We start from the raw sequence: 23,892 nt of genomic DNA, 5'->3' as shown, positions 1-23,892 counted from the left end.
CTCCGGGATGCTCTCCCCGAGGATTTAACTCGGCCCGCCTGCCAGTACCACCCCTGCCGCGCTCAGCGCGTCCCAGATGCGCGCATCCCGGCCATAGACATCGGCGCGGAATTCCATCTCGCCCTTCACCGTGGTGAAGGCGGTGCGGTAGATCAGGTGCACCGGCACCGGCTGGTCCAGCGTCACCCGTGTCTCGCGCCCGGTGTTCAGCTTCGACTGGAAGAGCCCGACCGGATCAGAGGTCTGCCGCGCCAGCAGCGTGTAGGCGAAATCATGCGGATCGCTCAGCCGCACGCAGCCATGCGAGAAGGTGCGCTGCGTCCGGTCGAAGAGCGACTTCGACGGCGTGTCGTGCAGGTAGATGTTGTACTTGTTCGGGAACATGAACTTCACCGTGCCGAGCGCGTTGCGCGGGCCCGGTGGCTGGCGCATGGCAAAGGGGAAGCTCGACGCGCTGTACTGCGCGAAGCCGTTGGCCCGGCTCACCGTCCGGCCCTGCTGGTCGGTGATCTCGAGATGGCCCGCCGCGCCCGGGTTCTGGCGCAGGAGCGGCAGGTATTCGTTCACCACGATCGAGCGCGGCACGTACCAGGACGGGTTGATCACCATGAATTCCATCTGGTCCGAGAATTCCGGCGTGCGCCGGTCGTCCTCGGGCGAGCCGACGACCGAGCGCGTCTCGAAGGTCACCTTGCCGTCATCGACGATCTCGGCGTGGAAATCGGTGAGATTCACCATGATGTGACGCTGGCCGAGGCCGCCCGGCAGGTTCAGCCAGCGCTCGCGCTCCATCGCAACCAGCACCGACTTCAGCCGGTCCTCGGCGGGGATGTTCAACTGGCTCAGCGTGCCCGAGCCGGCAACGCCGTCGACGGCGAGCCCGTGGCTTTCCTGGAAGCGCATCACCGCGGCGCGCAGCTCGGTGTCGTACTCGGCCGAGAGCGTCGGCGTCATGTAGCCCATCGCGATCAGCCGGTCGCGCAGCACCACGACATCGCCGCCGCGCTGGCCCATCTCGAGCTTGGCGGTGCGCACCGTCGGCCCCCAGCCGCCGCGGGCGACGATCTTCTCGAGCTTGAGCTTGGCGCGCAGCAGCCGCGCGTATTCGTCCGACGAGGGCGCGAGGTGCTGGAGCACCTGGTAGGGATCGCTCGCCGCCAGCACCTCGAGCAGGATCTTCGGGTCGCGCCGCGGCGCCTCGCGCTTGATCCCGTCGTCGGTCTGCGACGGCACGAGGATGCCGCTCTGCAGATCGCGGGCGTATTGCAGGAAGGTGCGGCTCAGCGCGACCTCGAGCTCGCCCCGCGCCCGCTCGCCCTCGACATGGCGCATCTGGCGGATCAGCCCGTCGAGATCGTAGCGCTGGGTTGGCAGCCCGTGCACCGAGGCGGTGCCGAGCGCCTCGAGCAGCGCGGCGCGGCGCAGCGCGGCTGACTCCTCGGGCCCGGTCCAGATCGGCGCGAATCCGCGGGAGCGGTAAAAGGCCGCGAGCCCCTCGTTGTCGGAGAGATTCTCGGCCACCGCCTGCTTGTAGGCGGTCATAGAGAGGCTTTCCGCGCTGGCCGGAGCCGCCGGAAACGCCACCAGCGCTCCTGCCAGGACCAGGGCCGCGAGGCCACTTGCGCGCCGGAGTTTCTGCATCTTACCCATGACTACCTGTATTCTTCCGCTTTCAAGCCTTGATGCAATTTTCCCGTGCAGCGGTAGGGCTTGTCCACACACAATCTCGCGCAAGCAGCGAGATTTCTGCACCTGATACGCCAATGCACCGCCGCCCTAGAGGTTCCCTCTCCGTGCAACACGGCATTGCGGTTCCTGCGCAAAATTTCGCCGATTTCCACGGCGGACCCACTACAGGTTGGAAAATATCCTTCTTCGATAAATTTTCCTGTGCCATAAAAGCCGCACATCTGGGGGAAAGATGGTAGGTCCGCCCAACGAGGCGGAACAAACAGGCACAGCGACCAAACGGGACAGGCGCTTCAAATGACAGACAAAACAGCTAGCGGCATCTCGCGGCGGGGCCTCATTGGCGCGTTCGCGGCAACCTTCGTCACGGCAGCACCGACTTACGCAAGCGCGGCGGGATTCCTCCGCGGCGCAGGCGACGTGCGCAGACTGCGCATGTACTCGGCCCGCACCGGCGAGACGCTCAACATGATCTACTGGATCGAAGGGGAATACATCCCCGATGCGCTGAAGGAGATTTCCTACTTCATGCGCGACTGGCGCACCAATGATGTCAAGAACATCGACGCGCGCACCATCGACATCATGACGGCAGCCCACAACCTCATGGACGTGAGCGAGCCCTACATGCTGATCTCGGGCTACCGCAGCCCCAAGACCAACGCGATGCTCCGGGCCCGGTCCTCGGGGGTTGCCAAGAACTCGCGTCACCTCGTCGGCGAGGCGGCGGACCTGCGTCTCAACTCGCGCTCGGTGAACCAGATGGCCCGCGCAGCGGCCTCCTGCAACGCCGGCGGCGTCGGGCGCTACACCAGCTCGAACTTCGTGCACATGGATTGCGGTCCGGTGCGCAGCTGGGGCAGCTGAGACGTCTCAGAGGTTACTTTTTGTGTGACAGGGGCGCCCAAGGGGCGCCCTTTGTCTTTTCGCGGCCCGGGTTTGCAAAGCCTCTCCCGGGATATTTGCACCTAGGAATTGGTCGCGGAGCCGGGATCCCGCTGCGCCCGCCATTCGTCGAGCGCGGCATTGCCATCGGGCTCGAGCGGCGCGGCGCGGGCGGAGTCGGGCTTCGACGCGGCAGCGAGTCCCGCGACGATCTCGCGCCGGAAGGACTGGCCCTTGGCCTGGTGGCGCGCGCCGAAATAGAAGCTGACCACCGCCCCCAGCAGCCACCAGAGCGGCTCGGGCACCAGCGAAAGCCCCTCCATCCGCGCCGCGAACCAGGCCGGATCGACCATCGCGCTGGTCAGCAGACCCAGCGTGCCGAAGGCCATGGCGGGGCGCGGCAGGCGGTTGAGCCCGTCGATCACCCGGTCGAAAGGCGACGGTGCGGGGCGGGCGAATTCCTGCGCGAACTGCGCCAGCGCCGCCTCGCGCAGGCTCGCGTCGCGGGCCGAGGCGGCCTCGGCATTCTCGCGGAAGACCTCGGCCGTGTCGCGGACGAGAGTGCCGCCGGGACCGGAGAGCGCCGAGACGAGCGCAGTGATCATGCCCATGCCGAGACCCTCGCGCGGAACTGCGCATCGGTGAGGCGGAAGCGCGGCGAGATGAAGCTCTCGGCCCGGCGAATCCAGCCACCCTTGCCGCCCGCGACGCTGCGCGCGAACTTGCGGCTGGCGGGGCGGCGGTCGGCGAGCGCGAAATAATAATTCCGGCGGGAGATGCCATAGGCGTCGGCGATATGCTCCGGCGCGGCGGCAAAAGCCCTGCCCGCGGCGGCTATGGTCCGCGGCCCGACCACCCCGTCGACGGCGACCTCCTCGCCCATGTCGCGCAGCAACTGCTGCAGCAGCTTCACCGCGCCCGCCCCGGCGTTCACGTACATGTCGAAGACCGAGGGCTGCAGCGCGGCGGGCAGCGCGTCGAGGCGCGGCGCGTGGAAGTAGTCGCGCAGGAAGATCGCCGCCGCGTCCGCCTCGGTGAGCCGCTTCAGGTCATCCCGGTCGGTGTCGCCGTCGCCGTCCAGATCGCGCCCGAGCCGGCGCAGCGTGCCGAGCGTGACGCCGTGGTTGGTCGGCCCTCCCGGGTCAGCCGGGTCATCGACATAGCCGCCCTCGCGGGTGACGATCTCCTGCGCCATGCGGCGCACCTGCGCGTCTTCGGTCATGCTTTGCCTCCTTCGGACCATGGTGGCTTTCCCGGAGCTCCATGCTCTGCCAGAAGGCGTAAACGGAGTTTCATCGCGGCGTACGGAGGCACGGGTGGACGAGGACATGACTACGGACGAGATCATCGCGCTGCTGGGGCTCGCGCCGCATCCCGAGGGCGGGCACTACCGGCAGACCTGGATCGCAGAGGCGCAGGACGGCGGGCGCCCGGCGGGCACCTGCATCCATTTCCTGCTGAAGGGCGGCGAGCGCAGCCACTGGCACCGAGTCGACGCGGTGGAGATCTGGCATTTCTACGCGGGCGCGCCTCTCCTGCTGTCGACCGCCGCGAGCGACGCGGGCCCGCGCGAGGACCGGGTGCTGGGCCCCGATCTGGCCGCCGGCGCCCGGCCGCAGCTCATCGTCCCCGAGCGGCACTGGCAGGCGGCGCGCAGCCTCGGCGACTGGACGCTGGTCGGCTGCACCGTCTCTCCGGCCTTCCGCTTCGAGGGATTCGAGCTGGCACCGCCGGATTTCGACATTTCCTGAACACGCGAAAAGGCCGGGGCGCAATGCCCCGGCCTCTGTCTTCGACCTGAAGGGTCGATCAGTTCATCGGACCTTCATCGACGTCGGGCAGCTCCATGAGCTGGTCCTTGGTCATGTTGGTCACCACCGAGTAGTGGCCATCGTCGATCGGCACGAACTTGGCGTTGTCGATCTCGAGCATCACGTGCTTGTCGCCGATGTCGAGGAAGCCGCCGACCTCGGCCACGATGCCGCGGAACGAGCCATCGGCGTTCAGCATCACGTCCTCGATCGAGCCGACGTTGTCCCAGTCGTCCGAGACGGTGTCATAGGCCATGCCGTCGTCGAAGTTGGCCGCGGCGCCATCGGCGTCGATGGCGTAGACGGCACCGCCGGTGATGTCGCGGGTGCGGATCAGGCCATCGGGCGAGCCGTTGAACATGCCGTCAACCGAGGCAGCCATCTCGCCGGCTTCCTGCTTCATCTCGGCACCGGCCTGAGCCATCGCGTCACCGGCGTTTTCCAGCGCCTGTTCGCCTTCGGCAACGGCCTCGCCAGACTTCTCGGCAATCGCGTCACCGGTGTTCTCGACCGCCTGCTCGGCGTTCTCCACGGCGGCGTCGGCATTTTCCTTGGCCGCGTCCATGTTGCTTTCCTGCGCATAGGCGGCGGTGCCGGCAACGAGGGCGATGAGAGCGGCGGTGGTGGTCAGACGTTTCATGGTGTCTCCTCCTTCGGGAAGTCGTCGTCTTGTCTGCCCACTCAACACATGGGGCGCGGCCCTGTTCCGGCCGCGCCCCCAATTAAATTCCATTGAAATCGTGGAACTTTTCTAGATATTCCGCTGCACGAATGCGACCAGTTGCCGGGTCGATCCATCCTTGCCCTCGGCGCTTTGCGTGCCCGCGACGATCGGCCCGAGCGCCGTCGCCAGCTCCTTGCCGAGCTCGACGCCCCACTGGTCGTAGGAGTTGATATTCAGGATCACCCCCTCGACGAAGACCCGGTGCTCGTAGAGCGCGACGATCATCCCCAGCGTGCGCGGATCGAGCAGCGGGTAGACCAGCGTGGTCGACGGCCGGTTGCCCGGGAACACCCGATGCTTGGCCTGACGCTCGAGCTCGGCACCCTCGAACTTGCCCGCCACCTTGCCGCGCGCCTCGTCGAGGTCGCGGCCGCGCATCAGCGCCTCGGACTGGGCAAAGCAGTTCGCCAGCAGCAGCTCGTGGTGATGCCGCAGCTTCGGCTCGTGGCTGCGCGCGCCGACCATGAACTCGCAGGGGACGACCCGCGTGCCCTGGTGGATCAGCTGGTAGAAGGCGTGCTGGCCGTTGGTGCCGGGCTCGCCCCAGACCACCGGGCCGCTGTCAAAGGCCAGCGCCTCGCCGTCCATCGCGACGGACTTGCCGTTGCTCTCCATCTCGAGCTGCTGGAGGTACGCCGGCAGCCGCGCGAGGCGGTTCTCGTAGGGCAGCACGGCGCGGGTGGCATGGCCCAGCACCTGGTTGTGCCACATGCCGACCAGCGCCAGCAGCACCGGCATGTTGGCCTCGAGCGGGGCGGCGCGGAAATGCGCGTCCATCGCCTGACCGCCGTCGAGGAAGGCGCGGAAGTTCTCCGGCCCCACGGCGATCATCATCGAAAGGCCGATCGGCCCCCACATGGAGTAGCGCCCGCCGACCCAGTCCTCGAAGCCGAAGACGCGGGAGGCCGGGATGCCCCATTCCGCTGCCTTCTCGGCATTGGACGAGAGCGCGACGAACTTGCCCTCGGTGCCCGCGCCGCTCGCCTCGAGCCAGTCCCAGGCGGTGCGCGCGTTGGTCATGGTCTCGATGGTGGTGAAGGTCTTCGAGGCGATGATGAAGAGCGTCGTCGCGGGATCGCAGAGCTTCAGCGCGTCGGCAATGTCGGCGCCGTCGACGTTCGACACGAAATGGCAGCGCGGCCCGTCGTGGTAGGGAGCAAGCGCGATGGTGCCCATCTTGGGGCCGAGGTCCGAGCCGCCGATGCCGATGTTGACCACGTCGGTGATCCGCGATGCGCGCACCTCGCTGGCCAGCGCTTCCATGCGTGCGAGCGTGTCCAGCACCTCGGGCATGACGTCCTTGCCATCCACCTCGACCGGCGTACCCGCGAGGTTTCGCAGCGCGGTGTGCAGTACCGACCTGCCCTCGGTCTCGTTGATCTTGGCGCCGCCGAACATCGCCTCGCGCCGCGCCGCGACATCCGCGCCGCGCGCCACGGCGAGCAGCGCCTCGAGCACCTCGGCGTCGATCTGCGTCTTGGAATAGTCGAAGAGCATCCCCTCGGCCTCGACCGAGAAGGTTTCTGCCCGCGCGGCATCCTCGGCGAAGAGCGCGTCGATCCGGCGGCCTTCACGGGCGGTCGCGAGGCGTTTCAGGTCATCCCACATCAAGGTTCTTCCTGTCTTGAGTTCTGTGCGACTGATACCGTCACTCGGCCCAGTGTACCACCGCCTGATCGAGCACCGCATTGATCGGCGCCTCTTCCGGCGGCAGACCCTTGGCCCGTTCCAGCGCGTCGCGCTTTTCTGCCCCGAAAATCAGCACATGCTTGCAGAGCGCGCCGTCGAGCACGGGGGCGGTCAGGGTGATGCGCGGCTCGGGAGCGCCGGGAGCGCGCATCGGCAGCAGGATCGGTGCATCCGGTGCCAGCGCCTCGGCCAGCCGGTCGGCGCCGGGGAAGATCGAGGCGGTGTGCAGGTCCGCGCCCATGCCCAGCAGCACGACGCCGAGCGGCAGCGAGGGGCGGATCGCCTCGGCCAGTTCCTCGAGCTTTTCCTCGGGTGTTCCGGCCTCGGAATAGAGCGGCAGCAGGCGCGCGGCTGCGGACTTGCCGGTCAGCAGCCGCTCGCGCAGCAGCCTTGTGTTGGACCGCTCAGAGGTCTCGGGCACCCAGCGCTCGTCGCCGAGCAGCACGTCCACCCGGTCCCAGTCGAGCGAGGTGGCGCTGAGCGCGTCGAAGATCGGCCCGGGCGAGGTGCCGCCCGGAACCGCCAGCGACACGCGCTTGCCCTGCTGGAGCTGCGCGCGCAGCTCCCCGGCGATCATGTTGGCAAGGTCGATCGCCAGCATCTCGCGGTCGGGATAGGGGCGGAACTCGTAGCTCATGTCTTGATCCCCCGCCAGCGGCGCCCGTCCTTGTTGATCAGGAAGGCCGCGTCGTCCGGTCCGGTGCTGCCTGCATCGTAGGGCTTGGGATGATCGCCGCGGCGCTCCCAGCCCTCGATCAGCGGATCGGTCCAGGCCCAGGCCGCCTCGACCTCGTCGCCGCGCATGAACAGCGTCTGGTTGCCGCGGATCACGTCCATGATCAGCCGCTCGTAGGCGTCGGGCGCGTCCTCGGCGTCCGGCCCCAGCGCATCGGCGAAGGACATGTCGAGCGGCACGTCGACGAGGCGCATGCCGCCCGGCCCCGGCTCCTTGATGGTGACCCCGAGCGTCATGCCCTCGTTCGGCTGGAGGCGGATCGACAGCATGTTGCGGTGCCGCCCGGCGTCCATGCCGAAGATCGAGTGTGGCGCGTCCTTGAACACCACGGCGATCTCGCTCGCCTGCGCCGCCAGCCGCTTGCCGGTGCGCAGGTAGAAGGGCGTGTTCGCCCACCGCCAGTTCGAGATGTAGCACTTCATCGCGATGAAGCTCTCGGTCTTCGAGGCGGGGTTCTCGACGTCCTCGCGGTAGGAGTTCACCTCGCCGTCCGAAGTGTACTGGCCGCGCACGATGCTGTCGGGATCCACCGGGTCGAGCGCGCGGATCACCTTGAGCTTCTCGTCGCGCACCGCGTCGGGCTCGAAGCGCGCCGGCGGCTCCATGGCGATGAGGCACAGCAGCTGCATCAGGTGGTTCTGCACCATGTCGCGCATCGCGCCCGACTTGTCATAGTAGCTGCCCCGCCCGGCGACGCCGACGGTCTCGGCCACGGTGATCTGGATGTGATCGACGTATTGCGCGTTCCACAGCGGCTCGAAGAGCATGTTGCCGAAGCGCACCGCCATCAGGTTCTGCACCGTCTCCTTGCCGAGATAGTGGTCGATCCGGTAGATCTGCGTTTCCTTGAAGTGCCGGGCCAGTTCCTCGTTGAGCGCGCGGGCGGACTCGAGGTTGTGGCCGAAGGGCTTCTCGACCACGATCCGCACGTCGGGATTGGTCAGGCCATGGGTGCGCAGCTGCTCGGCCAGATCGCCGAACAGGCTCGGCCCCACCGAGAAGTAGAAGGCCCGCACCACGCCGTCTTCGGTGCGCAGCGCCTCCTTCAGCTCGCCCCAGCCGCTCTCGCCGCGCGCGTCCACCGCCACGTAGCCGAGCAGGCCGAGGAACTCCTCGAGCACGGTGTCGTCGCATTTCGCCTTGCCGAACTCGCGGATCGCCTCGCGCACCATGTCGCGGTACTCGTCGAGCGTGATCTCGGACCGCGCCGCGCCGATCACCCGCGAGCCGGACGGCATCTGCCCCGCGCAGTAGCGCCGGAACAGGCCGGGAAGGATCTTGCGCCGCGCGAGATCGCCGGTGCCTCCAAAGATGACGAGGTCGAATGGATCGACGGGAATGACGCGGGAAACCATCTCGGGCCTGTCTCCGATTCTTCTAGATACGGCGCTTCGTCCAGATTCTGGGGTTAGCGCTAACCGCGCCCTGCCTACCCCATTGCTGCGCGCGAGTCTAACACCATGCGGCGGCGCGGCAATGCCGCCCCGACGATAACCGCCGACCGGTAAGCAATTGCCGAATCCCGACAGGCCGCTTGAACCGCGCGGACGCCCGTGCGACGCAAGGGCAAGAGACCGAACAACAACAAGACCGCGGCCGACCCGCGCGACACCCCGAGGCAGACCATGGCACGACCCATCATCATCGACACCGACCCCGGACAGGATGACGCCGTCGCCATCCTGCTCGCGCTCGCCTCGCCCGAGCTGCGGGTGCTCGGGATCACCACCGTCGCCGGCAACGTGCCGCTGCACCTGACCTCGCGCAATGCCCGCATCGTCTGCGAACTCGCCGGCCGGACCGACATTCCGGTCTTCGCCGGCTGCGACGCGCCGCTCGAGCGCAAGCTCGTCACCGCCGAGCACGTGCACGGCAAGACCGGGCTCGACGGCCCGGTGCTGCCCGAGCCCGTGATGCCGCTGCATGACCGCCACGCGGTCGACTTCCTCATCGACACGCTGCGCCGCGAGCCCGCGGGCACGGTCACGCTCTGCCCGCTGGGGCCGCTCACCAACATCGCCACCGCCTTCCGCCGCGCCCCGGACATCATCCCCCGCGTGCAGCAGATCGTCCTCATGGGCGGCGCCTATTTCGAGGTGGGCAACATCACCCCGGCGGCCGAGTTCAACATCTACGTCGACCCCGAGGCCGCGGCCGAGGTCTTCGGCGCGGGCGTGCCGCTGGTCGTCATGCCGCTCGACGTCACCCACAAGGCGCTGGTCACCAAGCCGCGCAACGAGGCGATCCGCGCGCTCGGCACGCCCGTCGGCCGGGCTGTCGCCGAGATGACCGACTTCTTCGAGCGCTTCGACCTGCAGAAATACGGCTCCGAGGGCGCGCCGCTGCACGATCCCTGCGTCACCGCCTACCTCCTCGCCCCCGAGATCTTCTCGGGGCGGCACATCAATGTCGAGATCGAGACCGGCTCCGATCTCACGCTCGGCATGACCGTTGCGGACTGGTGGGGGGTCTCGGGCCGCGCGCCCAATGCCACCTTCATCGGCGATCTCGATTCCGACGCCTTCTTCACCCTGCTTACCGAAAGGCTGGCAAAGCTATGAAATCCCTGCATCTCGCCGACGCCGAAGATCTCGAACGGCTGCTGCCCATGGTCACCAGCTTCCAGGCCGAGCGCCAGCACGAGCCGGACGAGGCGCAGCTGACCGCGGCGCTGACGCCGCTGCTCGCGGGGGCACCGCAGGGCGCCGTCTGGCTGATCGGCCCGCGCAAGGCCCCGGTCGGCTACGTGGTGGTCAGCTTCGGCTGGTCGCTGGAAAGCGGCGGGATGACCGGGACCATCGACCAGATCTACGTGCGCCCCGCGGTGCGCAGCCGCGGCATGGGCAGCGAGGCGCTGTTCCAGCTGACCCAGGCGCTGCGCCAGGGCGGGGTGACGGCGCTGCAGATGGAGGTCTCGCGCGAGGACGAGACGCTGCGCCGCTTCTGCCGCCGCGCCCGGCTGCAGGACCGCGACGGCGCCGTGCTGATGCGCTGCGCGCTCTGATCGCGGGCCGGACCGCCGCAGATTTCAGCGCGAGGCGGCGATTTCCGCCGTGCCCGAAGCCGGCACCCCCATCCGCGCCGCGATCCGCCGGCGCGCCCCTTGCGGGCCTCCCCGTCCGGCGTTAGCGCAGGCGCGGCCGTCCCCCGAGACGGCCGTTTCCCCGAAAGGTCCCCCGCGTGATTCTCCGCAAGCGCCCCTCCGTCCTGCGTCTTTTCTTCGTTCTCAGGGGCTCGGTGATCCAGGTGATCTGGAAGCAGCTCCTGCTGGTCATGGCCGTCGCCGTGCTCGTGGTCTGGGCGCACACGCGGCTGCCGAGCGTGGTCATCGCGCTGGACTTCGCCCCCTTCGGGCTGATCGGCATCGCGCTCTCGGTCTTCCTCAGCTTCCGCAACGGCGCCTGCTACGACCGCTGGTGGGAGGCGCGCAAGCTCTGGGGGCTGATGATCCAGACGGCGCGGGACATGGTGCGCCAGACCATCGTGCTCGAAGCCACGCCCGAGCGGCGCCGGATCCTGCTGGCGCTGGTGCAGTACGGCCACCGCTCGGCGATGCAGCTGCGCGGCAAGCCCGGGCCCGAGAGCGCCGACGCCGCGCTCATCGAGGCGGGGCGCACGGTCTCGCAGCTCGAACGCGAGGGACGGCTCACCGGGACCGAGGCGCTGGTGCTGCACGAGAGCCTTGCGCGGATGGCCGGGGCGCTGCTGGGCTGCGAGCGGCTGGCGAACACGCCGGTGCCCTTCGCCTACACGCTGTTGCTGCACCGCACCGCCTATCTCTTTTGCATCATGCTGCCCTTCGGCTTCGTCGACGAACTCGGCTGGGTCACGCCGCTGGCGGCGGGTCTGGTCGCCTATGCCTTCTTCGGGCTCGACGCGCTGGCGGACGAACTCGAGCTGCCCTTCTCAAACAACCAGAACGCCATGCCGCTCACCGCCTATGCCACGGCGATGGAAATCGCCCTGCGCGGCGGGCTCGGCGATACGGATCTTCCCGAAATGCCGAAACCGGTGAACTTCCTGCTCACCTGAGCCCGGGCCCGCGCTCAGCTGTCCGGCAGCGGGATGAATTCGGCATCGTCGCCCGGCGGCAGGTGGAAACGGCCGTTCTGCCAGTCGCCGCGGCGCCATGCCTCCTTGGCCTCGTCGATGCGCTCCTTCGACGAGGCGACGAAGTTCCACCAGATGTAGCGCGGGCCGTTCAGCGTCTCGCCGCCCAGCACCATCAACCGCGCGCCCTGCGGCCCGGCCTTGAGCGAGACCCGGTCGCCGGGGCGGAAGACCATCATCCTGCCCGCCTCGAACACCGTGCCCGCCTGCTCGACCGCGCCCTCGACGACATAGACGCCGCGGTCCTCGTGATCGTCGGGCATCGGCAGACGCGCGCCGGGCTCGAGCACGGCGTCGGCGTAGAACATGTCGGTGAAGGTCTTCACCGGCGCCGCCTGCCCCCAGGCCCGGCCGAGGATCAGCCGCACGGTCTTGCCCTCGCCCTCCATCACCGGCAGCGCGTCTGCCCCGGCATGGATGAAATCGGGCGCGTCATCCTCGGATTTCTCCGGCAGCGCCACCCAGGTCTGGATCCCCATGAAGGGCATGGGATCGCGGCGCGTGGCGTCGTCGATGCGCTCGGAATGGGTGATGCCGTGCCCGGCCACCATCAGGTTGACCGCGCCGGGCTCGATCCAGGCGTCGGTGCCCAGCGAGTCGCGGTGGTGCATGCGCCCGCGGAACAGATACGAGATCGTCGCGAGGCCGATATGCGGGTGCGGGCGCACGTCGAGGCCCCGCGTCGGCAGGAACTCGACCGGCCCCATCTGGTCGAAGAAGATGAAGGGGCCGACCATCTGCCGGCGCGGCGCGGGCAGCGCGCGGCGGACCTCGAAACCGCCAAGATCGCGGGCACGCGGCACGATCAGCGTCTCGATGGCATCGACCTCGTTGCCGGTCGGGCAATGCGGCTCAAGTGCGGGATTCCAGCTCATGGCGTTTCTCCTTGTGCTGGGCCGGACGATAGCGCGGTTTGCGTGATCCCCCTACACCCGGTCGCGCGCCGATGCTGTGCGCCAGCGCAGCCCGCTTCCCTTTCCCGGTGCCGCCTCTATGCTCGCGCCAACACAGGATCCCGCCCATGCCCGACACCACCCACGCCGCCTGCCTTTCCCCGCGCCCCGCGCCCGCGGGGTTTTCCGACTGGGACGGGCTGCTGGCGCTCATCCTGGGCAGCTTTGCCTACATGGAGGGGCGGATCGACCCGCCCTCCTCGGCAGGCCGTTTGACCCCGGAGAGCCTGCGCGCCCGGGCGCGGGAGGAACACCTTTACGTGGCCGGAACGCCGCTCATGGGCTGCGCCTTCTTCGCCGAGCAGCCCGACGCGCTCTACATCGGCAAGCTCGCCATCGCGCCGGGCGCGCAGGGCAAGGGGCTCGGCCGCGCCTTCGTGGCGGAGGCCGAGGCGCTTGCCCGCCGGCTCGGCCTGCCCCGCCTGCGGCTCGAGACGCGCATTGAGCTCACCCAGAACCACGCCGCCTTCGCCCGTTTCGGGTTTTCCCGAACGGCCGAAAAGGCCCATCCCGGCTTCACCCGCCCGACCTCGATCACCATGGAGAAGCCGCTCTTTGCCTGAGCGCCTCCGCTTCCTATCTGGTAGGACATGACCCTCTCGATCCCCTTCGACAACAGCTACGCCCGCCTGCCCGAGGCGTTCTTTGCCCGCATCGCGCCGACCCGCGTCGCGGCGCCCCGGCTCGTCGCCTACAACGCGGCGCTGGCCGCGGAGCTTGGCATTACCGGCACGGATGATCCGTTGATGGCGGCGATCTTCGCCGGCAACACCCTGCCCGAGGGCGCCGAGCCGATCGCGCAGATCTACGCCGGCCACCAGTTCGGCGGCTTCTCCCCGCAGCTCGGCGACGGGCGCGCGCTGCTGCTCGGCGAGGTGGTGGACAAGACCGGCACCCGCCGCGACATCCAGCTCAAGGGCTCCGGCCCCACGCCCTTCTCGCGCCGCGGCGACGGGCGCGCGGCGCTCGGCCCGGTGCTGCGCGAATACGTGCTCTCCGAGGCGATGCACGCCCTCGGCGTGCCGACCACCCGCGCGCTGGCCGCGGTGCGCAGCGGTGACGACGTCTACCGCGAGACCATCCTGCCCGGCGCGGTCTTCACCCGCGTCGCCGCGAGCCACATCCGCGTCGGCACCTTCCAGCTCTTCGCCTCGCGCCACCAATACGGCGAGTTGCAGCAGCTCTTCGAGTACACGCGCGACCGGCACTACCCCGAGACCTCCACCCCAGGCGAGATGCTTGCCGCCGTCTGCGCCCGGCAGGCCGCGCTGGTGGCGCAGTGGATGTCGCTCGGCTTCATCCACGGGGTGATGAACACCGACAACTGCACGCTCTCGGGCGAGACCATCGACTACGGCCCCTGCGCCTTCATGGACCAGTACCACCCCGACACGGTCTATTCCTCGATCGACCAGCACGGCCGCTACGCCTACCAGGCGCAGGCCGACATCATCGTCTGGAACATGGCGCAGCTCGCCACCGCCATGGTGCCGCTGGTGCAGGACCAGGAGGCGGCGGTGCGCGACTTCACCGAGATCATCAACGCCATGCCGAACCTCATCCGCGGCGCATGGCTCACCCGCTTCGGCGCCAAGCTCGGCCTCGCCGCGCCGCAGCCCGAGGACGCCCGGCTCATCGCCGACCTGCTGCATATGATGCAGACCGGCGGGTCTGACTTCACCAACACCTTCCGCGCCCTCGCCACCGGCTCCGCCCGCGACGAGATCACCGACCGGGCCGCCTATGATCCCTGGCACGCGCGCTGGCAGGAGCGCATCGCGGGCGAGCAAGAGGCCGAGGCGCGGATGCGCGCCGCCAGCCCCGCCTTCATCCCGCGCAACCACCGCGTCGAGCAGATGATCGCCGCCGCGCTCGAGGGCGACGAGAGCTACTTCCACCACCTCAACGCCGTGCTCGCGCGCCCCTACGAGGACCAGCCCGAGGCCGAGGAGCTGCGCCGCCCGCCGCTGCCGGCGGAGGTTGTGCAGGCGACCTTCTGCGGCACCTAGGCCGGAGCCGCGCGCAGCCGGCAAACTCCCCGGAAAAGCGCGCAAATCCGCCCATGACAGGATTTCCCTTCCCCAAGGGAAGCCCTTCCGGCAAGCTGGCCCCAAGGTCAACCACAGCATGCACGCAGAAGGGAGCGCAAGGATGAGTCTCATGGGCACTCTGGCGAAGGTCGCCATCGGATATGCCGCCGCACGCGGCGTCGACCGCCTCTCGGGCGATCAGGGGCTCGGCGCCCTGATCGGCGGCAAGGCGCAGATCCCCGGCTCCGAACCCGGCACCAGCCTGCAGGCGCAGATGGGCAAGATGCTCGGCGGCAGCGGCAACCCTCTGGGCGCGATCATGGAGCAGCTTAAGAAGAGCGGCTTCGGCAACATGCCGGGGCTCGAGCAGGCCGGGCAGGCCGCCAGCACCGGGCTCGCCGGCATGCTCGCCGCCGCGGCCAAGGCGGCCAACATGGGCGGCAAGAACCTCGGCGACATGCTCGACAAGATGAGCGCGTCGCAGGCCGCCCCCGAGGCCGAGAGCGCCGCCGGCCTCATGCTGCGCGCGATGATACAGGCCGCCAAGGCCGACGGCGAGATCGACGCGGCCGAGAAGGCCAAGCTGACCGACACGCTCGGCGCGGATGCCTCGCCCGAGGACATCGCCTTCCTCAAGGCGCAGCTCGCCGCCAAGCTCGACCCCGAGGCGCTGGCCAAGGACACGCCCGACGCGCAGAAGACCCAGGTCTACGCCGCCTCGCTGATGGCGATCACGGTGGACAGCCCGAAGGAGGCGGAATACCTTGACCGTCTCGCCAAGGCGATGGGCCTGCCGGAAACCGCCGTCAATGCACTGCACATGCAGATGGGCCTGCAGCCGCTCTACGCCTGACCCACCGCCGGCCCGCCCGGCATCACCACCGAAGGCCCGAATGCAAAGACCCCCCTATTACGGCCTGGGGCTCGCCGCCCTGGGCGCCCTCGTCCTGACGCCCGACACCCTGCTCATGCGGCTTTCCGGGCTGGAAGGGGTGGCGATGCTGGCCTGGCGCGGGCTGGCGCTCGGGCTGACCTTCTGGGCGATCTTCCTCGCCACGACTCCGGCACCGCGCCGGCTCGGCCGGCTGCTGACCCGCCCGGGCCTGACGGTGATCGCCTGTCAGAGCGCCAATGCCGCGCTCTTCTCGCTCGGCATCGCCATGGCGCCGGTGGCGGTGGTGCTGCTGGCGGTGGCGACCATGCCGGTCTGCGCCGCGGCGCTCTCGCGGCTGCTCTACGGCGAGGCGACCAGCCGCGCCACCTGGATCACCATGGGCGCGGTGCTCATCGGCATCGCCCTCGCGGTGAGCGGCAAGTCCGACCTCGCGGCCAGTCCGGGCACGCTCGCCGGGGCGCTCTGCGGCTTCGGCGTGGCGCTCACCCTCGGGCTCAGCTTCGTCACCCTGCGCCACGCCCCGGCGCTGCCGCTGCTGCCCGCCATGGGCACGGGCGCGCTGATCTCGGGAAGCTGTGGCGCGCTTCTGGCGCCCGCGGGGGTGCTCACCTCCGGCCACGTGCTGCCGATCCTCGCCACCGGGCTGGTGATCCTGCCGGTCTCGTTCTTCTGCCTCAGCACCGCCTCGCGCCACACGGCGGCCGCCAACGTCAGCCTGCTGATGCTGCTGGAAACGGTGCTGGGCCCGGTCTGGGTCTGGGCCTTCCTCGGCGAGGCGCCGAGCCCGCGCATGCTGCTCGGCGGCGCCCTCGTGGTCACTAGCCTCGCGCTCTACATCCTCGGCACGCGCCGCCGCGCCGCCGAAGCGCCCGGCCCTTCTTCTCTTTCCAAATACGCCCGGGGTGAGGCGCGCAGCGCCGAGGGGGCGGAGCCCCCTCTTCCCTGACCTCTCGACCCGCGCCGCGCGGGGTGCCGAGGCGCGGCCTCAGCCGACCAGCAGGTTGACCCGCCGGTTCTGCTTTCCCTTATTCTCGATCTTGCCGAGCCGCAGCTCCCCGATCTCGCCGGTGCGCGCCACGTGCGTGCCGCCGCAGGGCTGCAGGTCGATCTGGCCCGCGCCCTCGCCGATCCGCACGAGGCGGATGCGCCCCGCGCCGCGCGGCGGCTGCACGCTCATCGTCTTGACCAGCTCGGGGTTGGCGGCCAGCTCGGCCTCGGTGATCCAGCTCTCGGTCACCGGCAGGTCGAGGGCGACGAAATCGTTCAGCATCGCCTCGAGCGCCTCGCGGTCCTCGGGCGGCTCGGGCATCAGGAAATCGAGCCGGCCCTTGCCGGCGCTGATCTGCCCGCCGGTCACCGGCAGCGGCAGGGCCACCGACAGCAGGTGCAGCGCGGTGTGCACGCGCATGTGCCTGTGCCGCCGCTCCCAGTCGACCTGCTGCGTCACCCGCGCCCCCACGTAGGGCAGCGGCTTCGGCTCGGCGGGGACGAGCACGATGGTCTCGCCCTCGCCCTTCACCGCCGTGGCGATCTCGATCTCGCCGCCCGGCCAGCGCAGCGTGCCGCTGTCCCCGGGCTGGCCGCCGCTCGTGGCATAGAAGAGCGAGGCATCGAGCACGATGCCGCCCTCGCCGGTCAGACCGACAACCTCGCCCTGCGCCTCGCGGCGATAGGCGTCCTCAAGGAACAGACGCACCGTCAACTCGTTCTCCTACTTCTTTTCCGGCCCGGCGGCAGGGCTGTCCTGCGCGTCGCCGGGTGTCTCCCCACCCCGGTCCGCCGGGGCCTCTGCATCCGCGGAGGCTTCCCCGGACCTGTCCCGAGGCGGATACAACGTCTCGGGGTTACGCAGCCAGATGTCACGCTGCGCAAAGGGTATCTCGATGCCTTCCTCGGCGAAGCGCCGGGCGATCTCGTGGTTGATGTCCGACAGGATCTTCAGCTTCTTGTTCACGTCGCGGACGATGGCGCGGAACTCGAACTCCAGCGAATCCGCACCGAAGCGCGCGAAGACCACCGAGGGCTCGGGGTTCAGCAACACCATGTCATGCTCGCGCACGATGCGCAGCAGGATGTCCTCGACCTTGCGCGTGTCGCAGCCGTAGGCCACGCCGACGCCGCCGAAGACCCGGCCGATGACGTTGCCGCGGGTGAAGTTGGTCACCGTGCCCGAGATGAAGTCCGAGTTCGGCACGATCACGTCGGTGCGGTCGAAGGTCTCGATCCGCGTCGCGCGCACCGAGATGTCCTTGACGATGCCCTGGTTGGTGCCGACCTCGATCCAGTCGCCCTGGCTGATCGGCCTTTCGATCAGCAGGATGATCCCCGAGACGAAGTTCTGCACGATGTTCTGCAGGCCGAAACCGATCCCGACCGAGAGCGCCGAGATCACGTAGCCGAGCGCGGTGAGGTTGATCCCCGCGGCGGTGATCGCCAGCAGCGCCGCCAGCATCACCCCGGCGTAGCCGAGCCCCGAGATCACCGCGTTCTGCCCGCCGATGTCGAGCTTGGTCTTCGGCAGGATCGAGCTGCGCAGCCCGCTCTGCAGCAGTCGCGTGACGCCGTAGCCGATGGCGAAGACCGCCAGCATGGTCAGGAAGCTTGTCGGCGAGATGCGCGCGTCGCCGAGCAGGAAGCCCTCCTGGAAGCGCGCCCAGAGCTCGGTGATGTCGGCGACCCGCGCGCCCCAGATCAGCGCCAGCATCGGCAGCGCGAGCAGGATGAGCACGAGCCCGGCCAGCACGGTGATCAGGCTGTCGTCGGGATCCTTGCGGGTGATCAGCGCGTAGAGGTCCTTCACGAAGCGCTGGAGGACCAGCACCAGCGCCAGCAGCGACAACGACTGCACCGCGGGGAAGACCATGCCCTGCCCGACGCGGTGATAGCCCACGGCCGACATGATCGGGCCGAAGACCGCCAGCAGCATCGCCAGCCGGCCGATCAGCCGCGCCAGCTGCATGCGGAAGGTCGAGCCCTCGAGCAGCGTGCCGTCGCCGTCCTCGGCCTCGGCGTGGCTGAGCCCCGACAGGATGTGGCCGAGCCGGAACAGCATCAGCGCCGAGAGCACGATCAGCGGGAAGTCGAGCACCGCCTCGGTCTCGTCCGAGAACTTGAAGAGTTCCGACAGGGTCTCGCCCATGCCGCGCAGCACGAAGAGGATCGCCAGCACCGACGAGTAGAGCCAGGCCTCGGTGCGCTGCCAGCTCGGCAGCGGCATGGTGGCGATGTCGTCGTCGCTGTTGAAGCTCTGCCCCGCCAGCCAGCGGATGTAGAGCAGCACCAGCCCCCAGATCGGCACGGTGATCAGCACGACGTTGAGGTTGGTCCCGGGCAGGCCCGAGATCTGCGCCGCCACCACCAGCAGGACAAGCCCGCCAAGCGGCACGATGATCGAGCCCAGCGAGGCGAGGAAGCGCCAGACGCCGGTGCCGCGGCGCGTGCGGCGGCGCAGCCATTCCTCGATCCGGTGCACCCAGCCCGGGCCGCGCAGCAGCAGCAGCCCCGCGAGCCCGACCAGCAGCACGATCACCGGCAGGTTCTCGCGCGCCGCGGCGCGCTTGCTCTCGGAGGCGATGTTGTCGCGCACCTCCTGCACCAGCGAGTTGCCGGCCGAGACCACGTCGTTGGCCGCCTGCCCCCAGAGCTGGTAGTTCAGCGGCGATGGTCCCAGCGTCAGCAGCCGGCTGGTCTGCATTTCGCGGATCTTCTTGTCGATCTCGCCGATCAGCCCGTTGGCCTGGGTATAGGCCTCCTGCGCGCGGCGCACCGGCGCCTGCGCGTCCGACAGCTGGCGGTTGAGGTCGGCGCGGCGGGTGGCGATGTCCTGCGCCTCGGACTCGCCCTCGGCGGGCGCGGGACCAAGCGAGTCGAGCTGCTGCTGCAGGGTCTCGATGCGCGAGGCATTGGTGCTTTCGGCGCGCAGGAACCCGTCGCGCCAGCCCGCGACATTGCTGCGCAGCTCCTCGTATTGCTTGACGGTCACGTCCTCGGCGTCGAGCAGCCCTTCGGCCTGCCCGGCCAGCTTGGACCAGGAGTCATAGTCGATGTCCTGCGTCTGCGCGACCGCGAGGGTCGCACAGAGCAGGGTCACCGCGACGGCGGCAAGGAGGTGCCGGATCAGGGCAATCATACGTCCTCGAACACGCCGGGGATCGAGGCGGGCGAGCGGTCGAGCCAGCCCGGCACCGGCAGATCGCGCGAGCGCAGGAAGCCCGGGTTGAAGAGCTTGGACTGGTAGCGCGTGCCATAGTCGCAGAGCACGGTGACGATGGTGTGACCCGGGCCCATCTCGCGGGCCATGCGGATCGCGCCCGCGACGTTGATGCCCGACGAGCCGCCGACGCAGAGACCTTCCTCGGAGAGCAGGTCAAAGACCACCGGCAGCGCCTCGGCGTCGGGAATCTGGTAGGCGAAATCGGGGGTGAAGCCCTCGAGGTTCGCGGTGATCCGGCCCTGGCCGATGCCCTCGGTGATCGAGTCGCCCTCGGCCTTCAGCTCGCCGGTGGTGTAGTAGCTGTAGAGCGCCGCGCCCATCGGGTCGGCGAGGCCGATCTTCACGCCCTTGGGCTGCAGCGCCATGGCGGTGCCCGCCAGCGTGCCGCCCGAACCCACGGCGCAGATGAAGCCGTCGACCTTGCCGCCGGTCTGGTCCCAGATCTCGGGGCCGGTGGTCTCGAGATGCGCCAGGCGGTTGGCGACGTTGTCGAACTGGTTGGCCCAGATCGCGCCGTGCGTCTCGGTCTTCGCCAGCTCCTCGGCCAGGCGGCCCGAGTAGCGCACGTAGTTGTTGGGGTTGCGGTAGGGCGCCGCGGGGACCTGCACCAGTTCGGCACCGGCCAGGCGGATCATGTCCTTCTTCTCCTGGCTCTGGGTCTCGGGAATCACGATGACCGTGCGGAAGCCCATCGAGGCCCCGACCAGCGCGAGGCCGATCCCGGTGTTGCCCGCGGTGCCCTCGACGATGGTGCCGCCCGGCTCGAGCAGGCCCTTCTCCATCGCGTCCTTGATGATGTACAGCGCCGCGCGGTCCTTCACCGACTGGCCCGGGTTCATGAACTCGGCCTTGGCGAGGATTTCGCATCCCGTGATCTCGCTGGCCTTCCTCAGACGGATCATCGGGGTATGTCCGACGGCCTGCGCCAGATCCTGTGCCACGCGCATGGGTCTCTCCACTTCGTCAATTCGCTGGTGGACAGGTGTAGGGCAGACGCCGGGTGACCTCAAGCCGCCGAACGGAGCCTCTCACGCGCGCGTGCCAGCCACAGGAGCATCATCGCCAGCGGCCCGGCGTTGATCTCGCCGCTCTCCACCAGTTCCATCGCGTGATCGAAGGGCAGGACGTGGCTGCGGATGTCCTCGTGCTCGCTGTCGAGACCGGCGATGCCGCCCTCGTGGCCGCCAAGGTCGCACAGGCCGAGGAAACAGTGGAAGAACTCGCTGGTGTAGCCGGGCGAGGCATAGACCCGCACCATCGGCTCGAGCGCGCCGAGCTGCAGCCCGGCCTCCTCGACCGCCTCGCGCCGCGCGCAGTCCTCGGGGCTCTCGCCGGCATCGACCAGCCCGGCAACGGGCTCCAGCACCCAGGGGTGGCGGTCCTCGCGCAGGATCGGGCCGTAGCGCATCTGCTCGATCAGCAGCACGAGGTCGCGCGCCGGATCGTAAGGCAGCACCAGCGCCGCGTCATAGGCGACGAAGCCCTCGCGCTGCACCACCTCGGACATCGTGCCGTCGAACCGCTCGTGCTGCAGGCTGAAGGCGCGCATGCGAAAGAACCCGTCATGCGCCGAGCGGTCCGACAGGATCCGCACCGCGCCCTCGCGCGTGCGGTCCGAGCGCAGCGTGCAGGGGGTCTCGCGGTCGGCGAGCGCCCGCGCCCAGGCCCGCGCGGCAAGGTAGGGCCGGATGCTGCGCACCATCGCGGCCGGGCGCCGTCCGTGGCCGCGCATGATCTCCCGCGCGATCTCGCAGCCGAGCGCCGCGCCCTCGGCCTCCCAGGCGGCGCCGTCCCAGAACCCGCCGGCGCAGGCCGGGTCGATGCGCGCCAGCACGGGGCCGTCCTCACCCGTCAGCGCGAGACCCGAGAACTCCTGCTCCTGCCAGCCGGTGAAGTAGCAGAGCCGCTCGAGATCCGCCTCGCCCGCGTCCCGCAGGACGCCGCCGGGCGCCTCCTCACCCGGCGCGGCGCAGAGCGCGGTCAGCAGGTCGGCGCCGCCCACGGGGGCACGCACCGCATGGTCCGGCAGGACCGCGGGCGCCAGCTCGGCCGGGCGATCGAGGACGATCGCCAGCAGCCCGGGATGCGCCAGCATGCCGGACAGGAAAATCTTCATTCAGCTCATCTCCAGCTTCGCGCTGCCAGCTCCGCAAGCGCGCCGGAGAGCACCGCCCCCAGCGCCATCAGGCCGACGAACCCTCCGTCCAACAGGTGGCCCGCGAAATCAAGGAAGAGTTCGAAGATCCCGACCACGGCCTCCATCGGCCCGTCGTACCGGTGGCGCATCGCCAGCCGAAGCATCTCGTTGATCGCCTGCGCGGCAATTCCCCAGAACACCAGCAGCACCGTGGCGGTGATCCCGGCGGAGATGCCGTTCGCCATGCCCCGGCCGACGCGGATGCCGAGCGACTTCCAGCCGATGACGAAGCCGAGCGCGACGTTGACCCAGAGGAAATAGCCGAAGACCGTGCTCGCCGGCATCAGCGCGGTCATGATGTAGCGGGACGCGATCAGAGCCAGGCCGGCAAGACAGAGGGCAGCCACGAGGCGCGAAGCGGTGGTCATGCAAAACCTCCCCGAAAACAATAGTCAAATACCGTGCAGAGGCTACCGCCGCAGCCCGCGCCGATGCAAGCCGCAGACCGCCCGAGCGTCCGCGACGTCATCCGGCTGTTGCATTTTTCCGGCCCCCGGTTCCGGGCCCCGGGGGTCAGAAGTCGCGCGCCTCGTAGGCCGCCAGCGCCGCCTCGCGCCCGTCCCGGGCCGAGACCACCGGCTCGGGGTAATCCGCCGCGGGGTCGAGCCCCCAGCTGCGCGGCACCGCCTCGAAATAGTCGCGCGCGGTCCGCGGCGGCTCTGCCTGGCCCTCGGCGATCCACCGGCGGCGGTAGGCGCCCTTGGGGTCGAACTTCTCGGCCTGGGTCTCGGGGTTGAAGACGCGGAAATAGGGCGCGGCGTCCGGCCCGCAGCCCGCCACCCATTGCCAGCCCATGGCGTTCGCCGCCGGGTCCCAGTCGATTAGGCAGTCGTCGAACCACGCCTGTCCGATGCGCCAGTGCACCAAAAGGTGCTTGGTCAGGTAGCTTGCCACGATCATCCGCGCGCGGTTGTGCATGTAGCCGGTGACATACATCTCGCGCAGCGCCGCATCGACCACCTCCATGCCGGTGCGCGCCTGTTCCCAGAGCCGCACCTCGCGCAGCCGCCGGTCCTCCTTCCAGGGAAAGGCCCGCCAGTCCTCGCGCCAGTTCTCCTCGAGGATATGCGGCGTGTGCCACATCAGGTGGTAGGCGAACTCGCGCCACGCCAGTTCCGACAGGAACTTTCCCGCGCCCGCCTTGCCCTCGGCCTCTGCCCGCAGCCCCGCGTGCCAGCAGCGCGCCGGGCTGATCTCGCCAAGGCTGAGGTATCCCGACAGGCGCGAGGTGCCCTCCATGTCGAGCCGGTCACGGGTCTCGCCGTACTCCGCGACGCCGTCGCGCATGAAGGTGCCGAGCCGCGCCAGCGCCGCCGCCTCGCCCGCCGAGACGTAGTGCTCCAGCACCGCGCCGCCCCGGTTCATCGCGGCGCCAAGCTGCCAGTCCTCCAGCGCCGCGCTCTCGGGCCAGCGCGCGGGCGCGGCCAGCTGCGAGGGCGCCGCGACCGGCGCGGGCACCTCGCGGTGCTTCACCTCGCGCCAGAAAGGGCTGTAGACCTTGTAATAACCGCCCTGCTTCGTCGCCACCGTCCAGGGCTCGAACAGCAGGTGCCCCTCGAAGCTCCGCGCCTCGATGCCGTCGTCCTTCAGCCGCGCCTTGACGTCCGTGTCGCGCTCGACCGATGCCGGGTCATAGGCGCGCTGCCAGAAGACCGCGCCCGCCCCGGTCTCGCGCACCAGTTCGGGGATCACCTCGCGCGCCGGGCCCGCGCGCAGCACCAGCCGCGTGCCTTTCTCCTCCAGCGCCGCCATGAGCGCCGCCAGCCCCCGCTCCAGCCGCCATTTCGGTGCCGCCCCGAGCGCGTCGACCGTGTGGTCGCTCAGGAAGACCGGGATCACCGCCCCGCCGCGCGCCACCGCCGCCGCCAGCGCGGCATGGTCCGACAGGCGCAGGTCGCGCCGGAACCAGACGATCGTCGGGGAAACATCGGCCATGCGGGCACCTCCTTGATTGACGCAG

23 protein-coding genes are annotated in these 23,892 nt (G+C 69.4%); 9 read left to right on the top strand and 14 right to left on the bottom strand.

The annotated features are described in order from the left end of the window. Positions 1 to 24: 24 nt before the first annotated feature. Positions 25 to 1,542 (bottom strand): L,D-transpeptidase family protein, encoded by a 1,518-nt coding sequence (locus PVT71_RS12675; protein WP_353472147.1) that lies wholly within the window; start codon positions 1,540 to 1,542, stop codon positions 25 to 27. Positions 1,543 to 1,986: 444 nt separating this feature from the next. Here PVT71_RS12675 and PVT71_RS12670 point away from each other — a divergent pair, with 444 nt between their 5' ends. After that, a complete protein-coding gene (locus PVT71_RS12670; RefSeq protein WP_353472146.1) occupies positions 1,987 to 2,556 on the top strand; it encodes a DUF882 domain-containing protein in 570 nt (189 codons plus the stop codon). Positions 2,557 to 2,657: 101 nt separating this feature from the next. On the opposite strand, the gene PVT71_RS12665 is transcribed toward PVT71_RS12670, so the two are convergent. Then, positions 2,658 to 3,185 carry a holin family protein gene (locus tag PVT71_RS12665; RefSeq protein WP_353472145.1) on the bottom strand — a complete coding sequence of 176 codons (528 nt, stop codon included), beginning with the start codon at positions 3,183 to 3,185 and terminating at the stop codon, positions 2,658 to 2,660. Next, on the bottom strand, positions 3,176 to 3,796 hold the full coding sequence (locus PVT71_RS12660) for a holin-associated N-acetylmuramidase (RefSeq protein WP_353472144.1): 621 nt from the start codon (positions 3,794 to 3,796) through the stop codon (positions 3,176 to 3,178). The genes PVT71_RS12665 and PVT71_RS12660 overlap by 10 nt, the downstream gene beginning before the upstream one ends. A gap of 106 nt (positions 3,797 to 3,902) precedes the next feature. On the opposite strand from PVT71_RS12660, the gene PVT71_RS12655 reads away from it, so the two are divergent. Continuing rightward, a complete protein-coding gene (locus PVT71_RS12655) occupies positions 3,903 to 4,325 on the top strand; it encodes a cupin domain-containing protein (RefSeq protein WP_353472143.1) in 423 nt (140 codons plus the stop codon). A 58-nt stretch (positions 4,326 to 4,383) separates the two neighbouring features. On the opposite strand, the gene PVT71_RS12650 is transcribed toward PVT71_RS12655, so the two are convergent. The 4 genes from PVT71_RS12650 to zwf form a co-directional block, all read right to left on the bottom strand. After that, positions 4,384 to 5,025 (bottom strand): PRC-barrel domain-containing protein, encoded by a 642-nt coding sequence (locus tag PVT71_RS12650; RefSeq protein ID WP_353472142.1) that lies wholly within the window; start codon positions 5,023 to 5,025, stop codon positions 4,384 to 4,386. Between the two features lie 111 nt (positions 5,026 to 5,136). Then, positions 5,137 to 6,717 (bottom strand): glucose-6-phosphate isomerase, encoded by a 1,581-nt coding sequence (gene pgi / locus PVT71_RS12645; RefSeq protein WP_353472141.1) that lies wholly within the window; start codon positions 6,715 to 6,717, stop codon positions 5,137 to 5,139. Between the two features lie 40 nt (positions 6,718 to 6,757). Further along, positions 6,758 to 7,435: a 6-phosphogluconolactonase gene (gene pgl, locus PVT71_RS12640; protein ID WP_353472140.1), complete on the bottom strand. Its 678-nt coding sequence runs from the start codon at positions 7,433 to 7,435 to the stop codon at positions 6,758 to 6,760. Beyond that, positions 7,432 to 8,889 (bottom strand): glucose-6-phosphate dehydrogenase, encoded by a 1,458-nt coding sequence (gene zwf / locus PVT71_RS12635; RefSeq protein WP_353472139.1) that lies wholly within the window; start codon positions 8,887 to 8,889, stop codon positions 7,432 to 7,434. Before zwf ends, pgl begins: the two co-directional genes overlap by 4 nt. Positions 8,890 to 9,159: 270 nt before the next feature. Here zwf and PVT71_RS12630 point away from each other — a divergent pair, with 270 nt between their 5' ends. From PVT71_RS12630 to PVT71_RS12620, 3 genes are all read left to right on the top strand, one after another. Continuing rightward, positions 9,160 to 10,095 carry a nucleoside hydrolase gene (locus PVT71_RS12630; RefSeq protein ID WP_353472138.1) on the top strand — a complete coding sequence of 312 codons (936 nt, stop codon included), beginning with the start codon at positions 9,160 to 9,162 and terminating at the stop codon, positions 10,093 to 10,095. Continuing rightward, entirely contained in the window at positions 10,092 to 10,538 is a 447-nt protein-coding gene (locus PVT71_RS12625) for a GNAT family N-acetyltransferase (RefSeq protein ID WP_353472137.1), read from the top strand. The genes PVT71_RS12630 and PVT71_RS12625 overlap by 4 nt, the downstream gene beginning before the upstream one ends. Before the next feature lie 176 nt (positions 10,539 to 10,714). After that, entirely contained in the window at positions 10,715 to 11,566 is an 852-nt protein-coding gene (locus PVT71_RS12620; RefSeq protein ID WP_353472136.1) for a bestrophin family ion channel, read from the top strand. A gap of 14 nt (positions 11,567 to 11,580) precedes the next feature. Here the strand turns inward: PVT71_RS12620 and PVT71_RS12615 are convergent, their stop codons facing one another. Continuing rightward, complete coding sequence (locus PVT71_RS12615; RefSeq protein WP_353472135.1) at positions 11,581 to 12,519, bottom strand: pirin family protein; 939 nt, start codon at positions 12,517 to 12,519, stop codon at positions 11,581 to 11,583. Positions 12,520 to 12,665: 146 nt separating this feature from the next. Here PVT71_RS12615 and PVT71_RS12610 point away from each other — a divergent pair, with 146 nt between their 5' ends. The 4 genes from PVT71_RS12610 to PVT71_RS12595 all read left to right on the top strand — a co-directional run bounded on the left by PVT71_RS12610 (position 12,666) and on the right by PVT71_RS12595 (position 16,468). Then, on the top strand, positions 12,666 to 13,160 hold the full coding sequence (locus tag PVT71_RS12610) for a GNAT family N-acetyltransferase (protein ID WP_353472134.1): 495 nt from the start codon (positions 12,666 to 12,668) through the stop codon (positions 13,158 to 13,160). A gap of 27 nt (positions 13,161 to 13,187) precedes the next feature. Beyond that, complete coding sequence (locus PVT71_RS12605) at positions 13,188 to 14,606, top strand: protein adenylyltransferase SelO (RefSeq protein WP_353472133.1); 1,419 nt, start codon at positions 13,188 to 13,190, stop codon at positions 14,604 to 14,606. Between the two features lie 151 nt (positions 14,607 to 14,757). Continuing rightward, positions 14,758 to 15,480 (top strand): DUF533 domain-containing protein, encoded by a 723-nt coding sequence (locus PVT71_RS12600; RefSeq protein WP_353472132.1) that lies wholly within the window; start codon positions 14,758 to 14,760, stop codon positions 15,478 to 15,480. A 40-nt stretch (positions 15,481 to 15,520) separates the two neighbouring features. Continuing rightward, entirely contained in the window at positions 15,521 to 16,468 is a 948-nt protein-coding gene (locus PVT71_RS12595; RefSeq protein WP_353472131.1) for a DMT family transporter, read from the top strand. A gap of 39 nt (positions 16,469 to 16,507) precedes the next feature. Here the strand turns inward: PVT71_RS12595 and PVT71_RS12590 are convergent, their stop codons facing one another. The 6 genes from PVT71_RS12590 to PVT71_RS12565 form a co-directional block, all read right to left on the bottom strand. Next, positions 16,508 to 17,224, bottom strand: coding sequence for an alanyl-tRNA editing protein (locus PVT71_RS12590; RefSeq protein ID WP_353472130.1), 717 nt, complete (start codon positions 17,222 to 17,224; stop codon positions 16,508 to 16,510). Positions 17,225 to 17,233: 9 nt separating this feature from the next. Then, the gene (locus PVT71_RS12585) at positions 17,234 to 19,651 is read right to left on the bottom strand and encodes a DUF3772 domain-containing protein (RefSeq protein WP_353472129.1); all 2,418 of its coding nucleotides are present in this window, start codon (positions 19,649 to 19,651) and stop codon (positions 17,234 to 17,236) included. Beyond that, positions 19,648 to 20,682: a cysteine synthase A gene (locus tag PVT71_RS12580; protein ID WP_353472128.1), complete on the bottom strand. Its 1,035-nt coding sequence runs from the start codon at positions 20,680 to 20,682 to the stop codon at positions 19,648 to 19,650. The genes PVT71_RS12585 and PVT71_RS12580 overlap by 4 nt, the downstream gene beginning before the upstream one ends. Before the next feature lie 59 nt (positions 20,683 to 20,741). After that, a complete protein-coding gene (locus PVT71_RS12575) occupies positions 20,742 to 21,851 on the bottom strand; it encodes an NUDIX domain-containing protein (protein ID WP_353472127.1) in 1,110 nt (369 codons plus the stop codon). 5 nt (positions 21,852 to 21,856) lie between these two features. After that, positions 21,857 to 22,300 (bottom strand): TrgA family protein, encoded by a 444-nt coding sequence (locus tag PVT71_RS12570; RefSeq protein ID WP_353472126.1) that lies wholly within the window; start codon positions 22,298 to 22,300, stop codon positions 21,857 to 21,859. A gap of 145 nt (positions 22,301 to 22,445) precedes the next feature. Further along, positions 22,446 to 23,867: a deoxyribodipyrimidine photo-lyase gene (locus PVT71_RS12565; protein WP_353472125.1), complete on the bottom strand. Its 1,422-nt coding sequence runs from the start codon at positions 23,865 to 23,867 to the stop codon at positions 22,446 to 22,448. Between the last annotated feature and the right edge of the window lie 25 nt (positions 23,868 to 23,892).

This window comes from Salipiger sp. H15, assembly GCF_040409955.1.
Classification (GTDB): domain Bacteria; phylum Pseudomonadota; class Alphaproteobacteria; order Rhodobacterales; family Rhodobacteraceae; genus Salipiger.
This window is presented reverse-complemented; position numbering and strand designations above follow the sequence as displayed.

Excerpts from the sequence above, each read along its gene's own strand:
- PVT71_RS12610 (WP_353472134.1), top strand. The coding sequence starts at position 12,666 with ATGCCCGACACCACCCACGCCGCCTGCCTTTCCCCGCGCCCCGCGCCC.
- PVT71_RS12565 (WP_353472125.1), bottom strand. The coding sequence starts at position 23,867 with ATGGCCGATGTTTCCCCGACGATCGTCTGGTTCCGGCGCGACCTGCGC.
- PVT71_RS12655 (WP_353472143.1), top strand. The coding sequence starts at position 3,903 with ATGACTACGGACGAGATCATCGCGCTGCTGGGGCTCGCGCCGCATCCC.
- PVT71_RS12580 (WP_353472128.1), bottom strand. The coding sequence starts at position 20,682 with ATGCGCGTGGCACAGGATCTGGCGCAGGCCGTCGGACATACCCCGATG.
- PVT71_RS12625 (WP_353472137.1), top strand. The coding sequence starts at position 10,092 with ATGAAATCCCTGCATCTCGCCGACGCCGAAGATCTCGAACGGCTGCTG.
- PVT71_RS12605 (WP_353472133.1), top strand. The coding sequence starts at position 13,188 with ATGACCCTCTCGATCCCCTTCGACAACAGCTACGCCCGCCTGCCCGAG.
- PVT71_RS12650 (WP_353472142.1), bottom strand. The coding sequence starts at position 5,025 with ATGAAACGTCTGACCACCACCGCCGCTCTCATCGCCCTCGTTGCCGGC.
- PVT71_RS12585 (WP_353472129.1), bottom strand. The coding sequence starts at position 19,651 with ATGATTGCCCTGATCCGGCACCTCCTTGCCGCCGTCGCGGTGACCCTG.
- PVT71_RS12665 (WP_353472145.1), bottom strand. The coding sequence starts at position 3,185 with ATGGGCATGATCACTGCGCTCGTCTCGGCGCTCTCCGGTCCCGGCGGC.
- PVT71_RS12615 (WP_353472135.1), bottom strand. The coding sequence starts at position 12,519 with ATGAGCTGGAATCCCGCACTTGAGCCGCATTGCCCGACCGGCAACGAG.
- zwf (WP_353472139.1), bottom strand. The coding sequence starts at position 8,889 with ATGGTTTCCCGCGTCATTCCCGTCGATCCATTCGACCTCGTCATCTTT.
- PVT71_RS12595 (WP_353472131.1), top strand. The coding sequence starts at position 15,521 with ATGCAAAGACCCCCCTATTACGGCCTGGGGCTCGCCGCCCTGGGCGCC.
- PVT71_RS12600 (WP_353472132.1), top strand. The coding sequence starts at position 14,758 with ATGGGCACTCTGGCGAAGGTCGCCATCGGATATGCCGCCGCACGCGGC.
- pgl (WP_353472140.1), bottom strand. The coding sequence starts at position 7,435 with ATGAGCTACGAGTTCCGCCCCTATCCCGACCGCGAGATGCTGGCGATC.
- PVT71_RS12630 (WP_353472138.1), top strand. The coding sequence starts at position 9,160 with ATGGCACGACCCATCATCATCGACACCGACCCCGGACAGGATGACGCC.
- pgi (WP_353472141.1), bottom strand. The coding sequence starts at position 6,717 with ATGTGGGATGACCTGAAACGCCTCGCGACCGCCCGTGAAGGCCGCCGG.
- PVT71_RS12575 (WP_353472127.1), bottom strand. The coding sequence starts at position 21,851 with ATGAAGATTTTCCTGTCCGGCATGCTGGCGCATCCCGGGCTGCTGGCG.
- PVT71_RS12670 (WP_353472146.1), top strand. The coding sequence starts at position 1,987 with ATGACAGACAAAACAGCTAGCGGCATCTCGCGGCGGGGCCTCATTGGC.
- PVT71_RS12570 (WP_353472126.1), bottom strand. The coding sequence starts at position 22,300 with ATGACCACCGCTTCGCGCCTCGTGGCTGCCCTCTGTCTTGCCGGCCTG.
- PVT71_RS12675 (WP_353472147.1), bottom strand. The coding sequence starts at position 1,542 with ATGACCGCCTACAAGCAGGCGGTGGCCGAGAATCTCTCCGACAACGAG.
- PVT71_RS12660 (WP_353472144.1), bottom strand. The coding sequence starts at position 3,796 with ATGACCGAAGACGCGCAGGTGCGCCGCATGGCGCAGGAGATCGTCACC.